General features: G+C 30.1%; 9 protein-coding genes. 3 read left to right on the top strand and 6 right to left on the bottom strand.

Annotated features, from left to right (window positions below):
• Positions 1 to 190 precede the first annotated feature (190 nt).
• The 3 genes from KM800_RS14375 to KM800_RS14365 all read right to left on the bottom strand — a co-directional run bounded on the left by KM800_RS14375 (position 191) and on the right by KM800_RS14365 (position 5,221).
• Positions 191 to 694: a hypothetical protein gene (locus KM800_RS14375; RefSeq protein ID WP_217813700.1), complete on the bottom strand. Its 504-nt coding sequence runs from the start codon at positions 692 to 694 to the stop codon at positions 191 to 193.
• A gap of 138 nt (positions 695 to 832) precedes the next feature.
• Entirely contained in the window at positions 833 to 2,083 is a 1,251-nt protein-coding gene (locus KM800_RS14370; RefSeq protein ID WP_217813699.1) for an efflux RND transporter periplasmic adaptor subunit, read from the bottom strand.
• A 6-nt stretch (positions 2,084 to 2,089) separates the two neighbouring features.
• Positions 2,090 to 5,221, bottom strand: coding sequence for an efflux RND transporter permease subunit (locus KM800_RS14365; protein ID WP_217813698.1), 3,132 nt, complete (start codon positions 5,219 to 5,221; stop codon positions 2,090 to 2,092).
• Between the two features lie 170 nt (positions 5,222 to 5,391).
• On the opposite strand from KM800_RS14365, the gene KM800_RS14360 reads away from it, so the two are divergent.
• Complete coding sequence (locus KM800_RS14360; RefSeq protein WP_217813697.1) at positions 5,392 to 7,344, top strand: sigma-54-dependent Fis family transcriptional regulator; 1,953 nt, start codon at positions 5,392 to 5,394, stop codon at positions 7,342 to 7,344.
• A gap of 211 nt (positions 7,345 to 7,555) precedes the next feature.
• The gene (locus KM800_RS14355; RefSeq protein WP_217813696.1) at positions 7,556 to 8,629 is read left to right on the top strand and encodes a 2,3-butanediol dehydrogenase; all 1,074 of its coding nucleotides are present in this window, start codon (positions 7,556 to 7,558) and stop codon (positions 8,627 to 8,629) included.
• A 73-nt stretch (positions 8,630 to 8,702) separates the two neighbouring features.
• Here KM800_RS14355 and KM800_RS14350 read toward each other — a convergent pair whose 3' ends face one another.
• Both KM800_RS14350 and KM800_RS14345 read right to left on the bottom strand, forming a co-directional pair.
• Positions 8,703 to 8,990: an acylphosphatase gene (locus KM800_RS14350; protein WP_254906579.1), complete on the bottom strand. Its 288-nt coding sequence runs from the start codon at positions 8,988 to 8,990 to the stop codon at positions 8,703 to 8,705.
• A 1-nt stretch (position 8,991) separates the two neighbouring features.
• On the bottom strand, positions 8,992 to 9,507 hold the full coding sequence (locus KM800_RS14345) for a flavin reductase family protein (RefSeq protein ID WP_217813695.1): 516 nt from the start codon (positions 9,505 to 9,507) through the stop codon (positions 8,992 to 8,994).
• Between the two features lie 242 nt (positions 9,508 to 9,749).
• On the opposite strand from KM800_RS14345, the gene KM800_RS14340 reads away from it, so the two are divergent.
• Positions 9,750 to 10,568, top strand: coding sequence for a purine-nucleoside phosphorylase (locus KM800_RS14340; protein WP_217813694.1), 819 nt, complete (start codon positions 9,750 to 9,752; stop codon positions 10,566 to 10,568).
• 126 nt (positions 10,569 to 10,694) lie between these two features.
• On the opposite strand, the gene KM800_RS14335 is transcribed toward KM800_RS14340, so the two are convergent.
• The gene (locus tag KM800_RS14335; RefSeq protein ID WP_217813693.1) at positions 10,695 to 12,524 is read right to left on the bottom strand and encodes an Nramp family divalent metal transporter; all 1,830 of its coding nucleotides are present in this window, start codon (positions 12,522 to 12,524) and stop codon (positions 10,695 to 10,697) included.
• Positions 12,525 to 12,590: the final 66 nt, after the last annotated feature.

Below are 12,590 nucleotides of genomic sequence, written 5' to 3'. Positions count from 1 at the left end.
TTGCCCCCTCATAAATAATAAAAAAACATAATTATCTTTTATTTTATATTAAAATGACAAAAAATTAATAGTAATATTTTAATATTTTAATATTTAAATTTATATATCTATGATTTTATAATTTCTACTTGTATATGTCAATAGTTATCATATTAAAAAAATTCTGCTGGCATTTTGTGCCAGCAGAAGTCTATAGTGAGTTGTGAATAAAAGCAGAAATCTTATTTATAGGTATATCTACTATAGATTTTAAATTATCAGTGTCTGAACTATTATCACATGGATTATCTAAAGCATATGGGTCACATGTATTATGATTATAAGAATTTGCAAGAGAAAAATCTGGAGCAGGATCTAATTTAGTTACAATTCTAATAAAATACTTATTTACTCCAAGTAGTATTCCTGAAAAAGTATGACTATTTTCGCCGCAATTACCTGTAAATACAGTTACTGGTCTTCCTATAAATTTTCTTAAATTATCCCGAAAATTTATAGAATCTATATCACAGTCATGATGATGATAGCTATCGTTATCATTATTTACAAGATTACTCTTACTTTCATCAGTTTCCAATTCAGAAGAAATATTAGCATGTTCAGAAGTACTCTCAACGTCACTATAGCTAGTATCTGTATATGCCTCAGGTATTATGCTGCGGCTACTTTTATGCCTTCTATGATGTCTACTCAAATTTTCTCACCCCTTTCTAAATAAACAAATACTTAAAATATAACGATTTACATAAAAATTTATATTTAAAGCCTAATTTATAATATGCTAAATATATAATAGGTGACAATATAGATCATCATAAAATTGTCACAATTTCTAATTTATTATCTTAACTTTATCACCATCATTTAAAAATGTCTGACCTTCAGGTATTATGTTATCTCCAGTGTGTATTTGTGGGGATATGATTTCAGTTATTTCATCATTTGAAAGTCCTGTATTCACGGATATTTTTTGTACTTTTTTATTTTTTACAGTATAGAGGTAAGAAACTCCATTTTCAATTTTTATAGCTTGATTTGGCACTGTAATTATATTATTTTTACTTTCATCTGGTAATGATATTTTACAGAACATACCTGGCTTTAAAGAATTATCCGAGCTGCTAACTTTTATTTTAATTGTATATTCCGTAGTTTTACTATCTATATCAGAACTTATATTTGTTACTTTTCCTGTTAATTTTTTATTGGATAAAGCAGGAATAGTTATAGATAAAGATTGATTGATTTTGATTTTGGAAAGCATTTTATCTGGGACAGTTAGTTCTGCTACTAGTGAACTTAAATCCATAACAACTAGAGACGGTTGACCAGTTGGTGAAATTTCGCCTTGATGTATATTTAATGAAGATACAATACCAGAAATAGGTGATCTGATAGTATTATCGTCAATTTGTGTTTGAATTGATTTAATACCGGCTTCAGCTTGAGAGACTTGAGCTTGTGCTACTTTTACTGATTCAGGTCCAATTTTCTGCTGTATTAAATTTAGATTTTGTTTTGCTGAATCCAGTGCGGCAGATGCAGTATCCAATTTTGTTTTAGATGCATCCAAATCTTGCTGTGCAACTGCGCCTGCTGAATACAATTTTTGCATTTTATCATAGTTGCTTTTAGAATCATCATAATTTATTTGTGATGATTTTATAGTTTGCTGAGCTTGTAATATTTGCTGAGAAATTTCAGAACTTTTTGTCCTTTCTAAATTGGCATTAGCAGATGCTATGTTTGCCTCCTGTTGTTCAAGTTGGGCTTTAAGTGAGTCTGAATTAAGAGTAAATAGCACTTCACCACTTTTTACACCACTACCTTCTTTTACGTTTAAACTATCAATTTTGCCCGGTGATTTAGGAGATATTGATATCTGTTTATCTATAACTAATTTTCCAGAGTAATCTACACTTGTATTTAAAGATGTAAGTTTAGTTTGAATTACACTTACATTTTTAATAGGATTTTCACTTACTACTTTTTTATTTTTAATTGTGTTACGTACTATTGATGATATTGCTAGAACTACAAGTATACATAATATTACTTTACAAATAGTTTTTTTGAACTTCATAATATTTTATACCTCCTGAATTTCTGATTGCTTGCTTTTATTTTTATTTTTAAATATATAATTTTTCAAATCGTCCATTAACGTATATACAATTGGCAGTATTATGGGAGTTAAGATTGTAGAAGCTATCATTCCCCCTATAACAACCATTGACATACTTGATTTATATTCGCTGCCTTCACCTATGGAAAGTGCAGATGGAATCATACCTACAATCATTGTTGCAGATGTCATTATAATAGGTCTTAGCCTTGTAGTACCAGACTCAATTAAAGCATTTTTTAAATTTTCCCCTCGTTTCATAAGTGTATTTGTATAGTCTATTAAAAGGGTGCCGTTTTTGGATGCCAATCCATCAAGCATAATCAAACCTATAATTGACATCATATTTAAAGTTTTCCCGGTAATGGCCAGTATTGCAAGGGCTCCTATTAAAGCACAAGGCAATGATATCATTCTTATAAATGGAGTTAAGAATGATTCATATAATACAACAAGTATCATATAAATAAGTATCAAGGAAATAATTAGTGCTTCTATAAGAGACGTAAAGGTTTCAGTCATATCTTCCTGACTTCCTCCATATTTGATTTCATAGCCTGCAGGAACAGAAAATGATTTTAATTTTTGAGTTATATCTTTATTTATAGCACCTAAGGATCTCCCCTGGATATTTGCTGAAATTGTGACTACATCTTGTCTATCCTGTCTAGATATGGATTGTGGACTATCAGATTTTACAATGGATGCAATCTGATTTATTGGTACAGATTGTCCAGCTGAGTTTGAAACATTTATAGATCCAATATCTGATGGCGTTTTTACAGCCCCATCTTCAAATTTTACCATTATATCATAATCATTTCCGTTTGTTCTGTATACTCCAGCAGAAGAGCCCTGTATTGCGGTTCTAAGTATGGAAGATATATCAGATGCGGATATTCCATAATGTGCTGCAGCTAATCTATCTATTTGAACTCTTAGTTCACTTTTGCTGGCTTTAGTCGAATTATTAATATCTGTAATTCCAGGAATAGTATTTATCGTTTTTTCTATTTTATCTGATAATTCAGTTAAAGTTTCAGTATTATTTCCAAGTAATTGTATTGATATAGGATTTCCACTGCTCATAGTTTGGGACTCTTTTACAGAAAAATCTGTTCCGGATAAAGAAGATTTATTCCAATTTCTTACTTGAGATGCTATTTGAGATTGAGATTTTTTTCTCTCTTTTTTGGAAACAAGATTTACGACTATACTTCCAGAACTTGAATTACTGGATGTTATACCATCACTACTTGAACCAACTGTAGAATAGTAACTTTTAACTTCAGAAATATTATGTAAATAATTTTCCACCCTTTTAACTTTATTATCCATTTGATTCAATGTAGTACCAGAGTCAAAGGACATATTTATGGTAAAAGTACTTTCGTCCGTTACTGGCATAACTTCTGTTCCTATTCCACCTATAGGTATTAATGCAATAAAGCCTATTAGAGCGGATATAGTAATAGCTAATACTCTTTTCCTATGATTTAATGACCATATAAGAGCTCTTCTATATATTGCTGTTAAATTATCTATAGATTTTGAAATTCCGTCTAATATTTTAAACATTTTGGTCTTGCTAAGTCTAGCTAGAATTCCTGAAGATTTTTTATTATTAGCTTTATTGTAAAATCTTGATGCCAGCATGGGTGTAACTGTAAATGAAACAAATAGAGAAAACAATGATGCAAAAGCGATAGTTAAACCAAATTCTTTGAAAAAAGCGCCTGCCATACCTGACATAAATGCAACGGGAACATATACAACAATATCGCATAAAGTTATTGCTATGGCTGCAAGTCCTATTTCATTACGTCCATCTATAGCTGCACTTACAGGATCTTTTTTCATAGCAAGATGCCGCTGTATATTTTCAAGCACAACAATAGAATCATCTACAAGTACTCCTATACATAGTGAAAGACCCATAAGGGACATCATGTTGAGGGTAAAATTCATAATATGCATGATGAAAAAAGTGGATACGAGTGAAGTAGGGATTGCAACTAATACTATAAGAGATGACTTCCAACTCCTTAAAAATATGAATAGAACTAAGGCAGTTGTTATTATTCCCTCTATTAAACTGTGTTGTATTTCAGAAAGTGAAGAATTTATAAATGTTGTTGTATCATTAGCAGTTACTAGATTGATCCCTTTAGGAAGTGTTTTTTTTATATTTTCAAGTTCTGATTTTATGTTATCTACAGTTTTAACTACATTTGCATCACTTTGTTTTTGAATACTTATACCTATGGTATTTTTCCCATTTAGTCTTAAATGTTCATTTTCTTCAGGATATTCTAAGTTTAGATCAGCTATATCTGAAAGATGAATTTCAGAGCCATTCAAGGTGGGTACTAAAATGTTTTTTATCTCATTTATGTTTTGAAATTCTCCTGTAACTCTTACGGATTCATTCATGTTTTCCTGTTTTATTTGTCCTGCCGGCAAGTTTATATTATCTGCTTGAAGTTTATTTATTAAAGTATTTATATTAACACCATAATAATCTATGGAAGATTTATTTAATCTTATCATAAGTTGTTTTTTATGTATACCTTCAAGAGTAACATTTCCCACACCTTGAATTTTTTGTAATTTCTGGGTTATATTATTTGATGCGTTATATAGTTCATCATAAGACGTTGATCCAGAGATAGATAAAGTTAAAACTGGCATTGCATTTGTATCAATTTTAAAAAGCACAGGTTTATCAGCATTTTTAGGAAGCTTGCCTTGTGCATTATCTATTGCCTTTTGTACATCTAAAAATGCCGTATTCATATTGGTATTCATCTTAAAAGTAATAATGGTTTGTCCAAGGCCCTCACTTGCTGTGGACTGAATCTTGTCAATGCCGCTTATGCCAGCAATTGAATCTTCAATTGGCTTTACTACATCTGTCCTAATATCATCAGCACTTGCACCTATATATGGTGTTGATATGGAAATTATGGGTATATCCATAGATGGCATGAGATTTGAGCCCAAATTTCTATAGCCAAATATACCAAGCCCAAGAAGAAGTAATATTACCATAGTTATTGCGGCTGGCTTTTTTACAGATAGTTCAGTTAAATTCATTTTGTTCCTCCCTTTTAAATAGTAATGTATAGAGTATATATTATAACAATCATAATTTTCAACTAGTATTGACAATCTTTTTAAATATGCAAGTAATATGATTATGTAAAAATATATAATATATGATAAAATAATTTATAAAGAGTATGAAATTTTAGAAGGTGATAATTTTGGAAAATTATATAAAATTCATACATAAAGCTTGGTCTGATTTTATAAAAAAAGGATATATGAATAGTGCAGTTAGATCTGAAATAGCGGATTCATGGAGAAGATGTAAAAATTATGGTATTGATCCTATGTCAGAATATGAAATAAAGGATAACATATTAAGATCTAAAGACAAAGTAGAAGAGAATTCAGATTTAATATGTGTGGCTCATTCAACTATAGAGCATTTATATAGCACTGTGGCTGGTTCTGGTTTTGTAATTATGTTAGTTGATAAACAAGGATATGTAATAGATGTAGTTGGTGACAAGGATATAATGGAGAGGGCCAATGAATTGAATTTTAGAATAGGATCTCTTTGGACAGAAAAATCAGTAGGAACCAATGCTATAGGAACAGCCATATATTTAAATAAGCCAATACAGACTATAGGCTCAGAACATTATATGTTAAATCAACATTCATGGACGTGTTCTGCTTCACCAATACATGATAAATTTGGAAATATAATAGGTTGTATAAATATGTCGGGAAATTATTATGATGCGCATTCTCATACACTTGGAATAGTTACAGTTGCAGCTCAGGCAATAGAGCGTGAATTCCAGCTTGTTGTGTCAAATAAACTTATGAATATAACTTTAGACTCTATATCAGAAGGCATGATAGTAATAGACAATAAATTAAAAATAACTAGAACGAATATTAAGGCACAACAAATATTATGTGCAGATGAAATAAATTTCAAAGGCAATGATATTAGAAATATTATAAAAAATATAGATTTTAAAGTTATGTTGACTAAAAGCGATACCTCATACAACAATACAGGATGCGACTTCCTTATAAATGGTAAAGCTATAAAATGTTTGATAAATGCGGTACCTATAAAAATGAAAAATAAAACCATAGGTATTGTTATAACTTTTAGAGAATCTCAATATTATCATAAATTAGTTGGAAAATTTATGGGATATAGAGCTTCTTATAAATTTGATGATATTATAACAAATAATGATAATATGAAAAAAACAATAGAACTTGCTAAAAAAGCTTCCAAAAGTGATTGCAATATTTTAATAGAAGGAGAGAGCGGAACAGGTAAAGAACTTATGGCTCAATCAATTCATAATTATAGCAGCCGAAAAAATGGACCTTTTGTTGCTGTTAATTGTAGTTCAATACCAAGAGAACTTGTAGAAAGTGAATTATTTGGATATGAAAAGGGTGCTTTTACAGGAGCATCTAGAGATGGAAATCCAGGCAAATTTGAACTTGCAAATAGTGGGACAATCTTTCTTGATGAAATAGGAGAATTACCACTTGATATACAATCAAAATTGTTAAGAGTTCTTGACAATAATAAAATAATTAGAGTTGGAGGAAATTATGAGAAACAATTAGATGTGAGAGTAATAGGTGCAACTAATAGAATACTATTAGATGAAGTAAAAAAGAAAAATTTTAGAGCTGATCTCTATTATAGATTGAATGTTATAAATATACAAACCATTGCTCTTAGAAATAGAAAAGAGGATATAGAACTTTTAATAGGATATTTTGTTAAAAGTTTAAATCTAAAAAATATCCATCAATCAAAATTAGTGGGAAATGCGTATATAGAAAGGATGAAAAATAACATTTGGTTGGGTAATGTGAGAGAACTTAGAAATGTAGTAGAGAGGGACTATTATTTGAGTGATGAATTAATGTGTTCTAGTGACTACTTGACAGAAACAAAACAAACTTTTAATTTGAAAAATAATATATATAATAAAAACAGTATTATGTGCGAAGTTATACCAATTCAAATGTTGGAAAAGGAAAGTATACAGAATGCTATAGAAAAATGCAGTGGAAATCTTGTTAAAACAGCAACTCTATTAAATATAAGCAGATCTACACTTTATAGAAAGATAAAAAAATACAATATTATTCATTATAAAAAGTAAATGAGTCAAAATGACACATTTTAAGTAAGTGTAGCATATTGACTCATTTACTAATGTATTAATATGGCACATTTTAAATTTTGATATCCTTTTTACTATACTATACATACGTGGCATGATATTTGCTTAACAAATTAATGTTAATATATTAACATTAATGAAATTAGTATTAAATTTGTCAATCATATAATTGGCATAAGGAGGAGATTTTATGAAGGCTGCATTATGGTATGATAGAAATGATGTAAGAGTAGAAGAAATAGATGAACCTGAAGTTAAAAAAGGATATGTAAAGGTTAAAGTTAAATGGTGTGGAATTTGTGGCTCTGATTTACATGAATATCTTGGAGGACCTATATTTATTCCTGTAGGTAAACCTCATCCTTTGAGCGGTTCTACAGCTCCAGTAGTTCTAGGACATGAATTTTCTGGAAATGTAGTGGAAGTTGGTAATGGAGTTTCAAAATTTAAAGAAGGGGATAGAGTTATTGTTGAACCTATGGTTGTTTGTGGTAAATGTCCTGCCTGTTTAGAAGGAAAATACAATTTATGTGAATCACTTGGGTTTCATGGATTATGTGGAAGTGGAGGCGGGTTTGCAGAATATACTGTATTTCCGGAAGAATATGTGCATAAGATACCTGATAGCATGTCATATGAAGAGGCTGCACTTGTTGAACCTATAGCAGTTGCACTGCATTCAGTTAGAATAGCTAAATTTAATATAGGTGATACAGCTTTAGTTCTTGGTGCAGGGCCAATAGGGCTTGCAACCGTTCAATGCTTAAGAGCGGCTGGAGCAAGTTTTATAGCAGTTTTACAGAGAAAGTCCATTAGACAAGATTATGCAAAAGAGTTTGGTGCGGATGTAGTACTTGATCCAAATGAAGTAGATGTAGCGGCAGAAGTTAAAAAGTTGACAAATGGGGTTGGAGTAAATGCAGCTTTTGAAACTACTGGTGCAGTTATAGGACTTAATACTGGAATAGAGAGTATAAAATATGAAGGTACTTTAGTTGTAACAAGCATTTGGGAAGGTGAAACAAGCTTTAACCCAAATTCATTGGTATTTACGGAAAAGAAAATAGTAGGTACGCTTGCATATAGACATGAATTTCCAGCAACAATAGCATTAATAAATAATGGGGAAATAAAAACGGACGGATATATAACAAAAAAAATAGCGCTTGATGACATAATAAAAGAAGGATTTGAAACATTGACCGGACCTGAAAAGAAAAAACAGGTTAAAATACTTGTTACTCCGGATAAGTCACTTTTATAGTATTGGTAAAATATAAGTTTTGATAATTTTAGTTCAAAATATGGCATAAGCTCATCATGGCTTATGCCATATTTTAATATTTGATTTTAAATGATTTTTCCGAGTCTATAAGATCTATTTTTTCATAGTACAGATTATCTACTTTAATAAATCGATTGGCCTTCTCTAAAGCTTTTATAAATACATTTGGATTGATTGATAGTCCCTGAAGCTCTATGGAAACATTTCCATTGTCCATATTTTTAACCCATCCTGTTAAATCCATTTTAGAGGCTAAATAGTTTGCGGTATATCTAAACCCAACACCTTGAACTTTCCCACATACAACTATATGATATCTGGGCATTTTTATTGTAATCATTTTATTTATTCAATGTGTAGCAATTAACTATTTCTGCGTAATAAATAGTATGGTAGTCACCATCGGAATAGCTTTGGCTATTTATTTTTTTGTCTAAAAAATCTGCTTTCATTTGCTGCTTATATAGGGTTTTGCACTCAAAATAGATACCACATCCCTGTATAACAGGAGTTGATACAACTTCACCAGGAACTAGTTTAAGATGACATTCTTTGATCTTGTCATGGTCTCTACCTGATTTTACACCACAAAAAGCCAATGCCTTTTTTAAATCATCATTTACAGGTATGCTTATAGTAAATTCACCAGATTTTTCAACAAATTCATGAGTATATCTGGATTCTCTAACAAATAAGGTAAATATAGACTTGCCCCATGCTATTCCGACGCTTCCCCATCCTATTGTCATGGTATTTACTCTATCGTCAATTTTAGCTGTTAAAAAGGCTCCTTGTTTGCGCAAATGTTTTATAGCTTTATCCAAACTTTCCGTAAATTCTAAGTTGATATGTTTCATTTTATTTATCCCCCTATTTATAGTTTATTATAAGATACAAAATATATAATATGTTGATTAAGATCAATAAATTTGTGATCACCTCGCATTTCTTAGTTAATATGATATATAGTATATTATATATCATAAATTCAATTATTCAATTCAAATTTATTACTATGTAAAAAAATACTATGTTAATATGGTATTATTATAGGTAGTTGTTGTGTTGTAGTAAAATTTAATTTAGGAGAGCATATGTTATGGGTATTGAGATTAAGATTGAACAAGCAAAAAATTATATATTGAAGAATACAAAGTATAAACCTGAAATTGGAATAATACTAGGTTCGGGACTTGGTGAAATTGCAGAAGAAATAGAAGAAAAAGAAATATATGATTACAATGATATACCTAATTTTCCTGTATCTACCGTTGAGGGACATAAAGGTAGATTAATTATAGGAAAGTTTCAAGGAAAGATAATTTTGACCATGCAAGGAAGATTTCATTATTATGAAGGCTATAGTATGCAGCAAGTTACATTTCCAGTTAGAGTTATGGCATCAATAGGAATAAAAAACTTAATAGTTACAAATGCTGCAGGAGCAGTAAATTTGAATTATAAACCAGGACAGCTCATGCTCATAAAAGACCATATAAATTTATCTTTTAATAATCCTCTTATAGGCAAAAATATGGATAGCTTTGGGACACGATTTCCTGATATGTCAAATTCTTATGATAGAGATCTTAGAAGAAAAGTAGAAAATATAGCACAGCGTAATAATATAGATATTCAAGAGGGAGTATATGTTTGTATGAGTGGACCTAATTATGAAACTCCTGCAGAAATAAAGATGGTTAGAGTTATTGGAGGTGATGCGGTAGGAATGTCCACAGTCCCTGAAGTAATAGTTGCAAACCATAGTCGCATTAAAGTTATTGGAATATCATGCATGACTAATATGGCAGCTGGAATACTTGATAAACCTCTTGCACATAGGGAAGTAATTGAAACATCAAAAATTGCAAGTGGAAATTTTAAAAAATTAGTAAGAAATGTAGTAAAAGACATATAAATAATTATGGTTTATTATGTAATAACTGTACAATTCTGTTAAAATGGTTATTTCCAACATGGTTTAACTTATACTATAGGGTAGTATCAAATGTTTACTTAGAATACATTTAATACTACCAATATATTATCTTGCAATCAATATAGGTATTGCAATTTTATGTTTTACTTTATCAGTTACAGTTCCAAATAGTATATCTGTAATACCTTTATGTCCATGAGCGCCCAATATCAGTAAGTCAGCGGATTGCTTTTCTACAATTTCAGCTATAGATTTTTCAGCTTTCCCATAGCCTACTTCATATATGGAATTTTTAATACCTAGTCTGGTTAATTGTTCTACGTAAAAATTTAATCTTTTCCTGTCGTTTTGGGTTTCGCTATCATTTACTTGAGTACCATATATATTGGCACCGGCGCTTTCTATTATATGAATCAAAATTAAAATAGTATCTTGTTTGGCTAAATTTACAGCATGTGATAATACAGCTTCATCATTTTTGGTAAAATCAAGTGCTAAAGCTATTTTGTTGTAAGGTGTAATTTTATTTATCTCAGGAAAATGTGTTTTACCATGAATATTTATAACCCTATTATTGTATACTCCATTTATTATAGGTTCAAAGATGATATACATTAGTAGTAAACCAAAAACAAAGCATAATATAAATATTGGAATATATGTTAGAGGTTTTGCTTTTTCAATTGTTATCCAATCTTTTAGAGTTTCAACAACAAGCTCGATATTTAATAAAATTATTAAAGCAGATAAAACCCAAGCTATAATTTTAGTCTTGATAGAAATTACAAATCTTTTCATGATGATTTTACTGCTTACGAAATGTATTAAAGGTACAATTGCAAAAGATAATTGAAGACTTAATATTACTTGACTTAAAATTAATAAGTTTGCAGTAGATGAATCACCAAAATATATAATAACAAATACTGATGGAATAATAGCCATTATTCTTGTTATAAGTCTTCTTACCCATGGTTGAATTCTTAAATTAATAAAACCTTCCATAACAATTTGTCCTGCATAAGTTCCAGTTATTGTAGAGGATTGACCAGCAGCTATAAGTGCTATGCCAAACAATATTGGTGCAAGAGTATTTCCGAGTATAGGTTCTAAAAGCTTATGAGCTTGAAGTATATCATCTACTCCATAGTTGCCACTTCTGTGAAATACGGAAGCTGCCAATATCAATATTCCGGCATTAACTAGAAATGCAATATTTAGCGCAAATAGAGAATCTAAATTGTTAAATTTAATTGCCTGTTTTAATCCATCCTCAGTTTTATTTATATTTCTTGTTTGTACAATAGATGAGTGTAGATAAAGATTATGTGGCATTATTGTTGCTCCTATAATACCTATTCCAATGTAGAGAGCATCACTATTTGGCATGCTTGGTACAAATCCATGTATAATTCCTATATAATCAGGTTTTGAAATAATTATTTCTATTAGAAAACTAATTCCTATTATTGCAATAAGACAAAGAATGAATGCCTCAATTTTTCTTACACCCAATCTATCTAGTAGCAGTAATAGTAAAGTATCAAAACCTGTAATTAGTACACCATATATAATTGGAATATGAAAAATCAAATTAAGTCCTATAGCTGTACCTAAAACTTCTGCAATATCAGTGGCTATAATTGCAATTTCACATAGAATCCATAAAAAATAATTTATGAATCTATTATAATGGTCTCTGCAGGATTGAGCTAGATCTTTACCTGTTACTACACCTAGTCTAGCACATAGACTTTGAAAAAATATCGCCATTATATTGGACAATAGTATGATCCAGATAAGTGAATAACCAAATTTACTTCCTCCTGCAATATCAGTTGCCCAATTTCCAGGATCCATATATCCTACACTTACTAGATAAGCAGGTCCCATGAATGCTAATAATTTTTTGTAAGAGTTTTTAGGTTGCTTCATATATATACCTCCTTTGAACTAAATGTAGATTAGTATATACTAATAGCTTGTTGAATAACAATAATT

This window comes from Clostridium tyrobutyricum (genome assembly GCF_019144085.1).
In the GTDB taxonomy this organism is placed as follows: Bacteria; Bacillota; Clostridia; order Clostridiales; family Clostridiaceae; genus Clostridium_B; species Clostridium_B tyrobutyricum_A.
The sequence above is the reverse complement of the archived record's forward strand: the minus strand, read 5'-3'. Positions and strand labels throughout refer to the sequence as shown.

Excerpts from the sequence above, each read along its gene's own strand:
- KM800_RS14370 (WP_217813699.1), bottom strand. The coding sequence starts at position 2,083 with ATGAAGTTCAAAAAAACTATTTGTAAAGTAATATTATGTATACTTGTA.
- KM800_RS14335 (WP_217813693.1), bottom strand. The coding sequence starts at position 12,524 with ATGAAGCAACCTAAAAACTCTTACAAAAAATTATTAGCATTCATGGGA.
- KM800_RS14355 (WP_217813696.1), top strand. The coding sequence starts at position 7,556 with ATGAAGGCTGCATTATGGTATGATAGAAATGATGTAAGAGTAGAAGAA.
- KM800_RS14350 (WP_254906579.1), bottom strand. The coding sequence starts at position 8,990 with ATGATTACAATAAAAATGCCCAGATATCATATAGTTGTATGTGGGAAA.
- KM800_RS14365 (WP_217813698.1), bottom strand. The coding sequence starts at position 5,221 with ATGAATTTAACTGAACTATCTGTAAAAAAGCCAGCCGCAATAACTATG.
- KM800_RS14345 (WP_217813695.1), bottom strand. The coding sequence starts at position 9,507 with ATGAAACATATCAACTTAGAATTTACGGAAAGTTTGGATAAAGCTATA.
- KM800_RS14340 (WP_217813694.1), top strand. The coding sequence starts at position 9,750 with ATGGGTATTGAGATTAAGATTGAACAAGCAAAAAATTATATATTGAAG.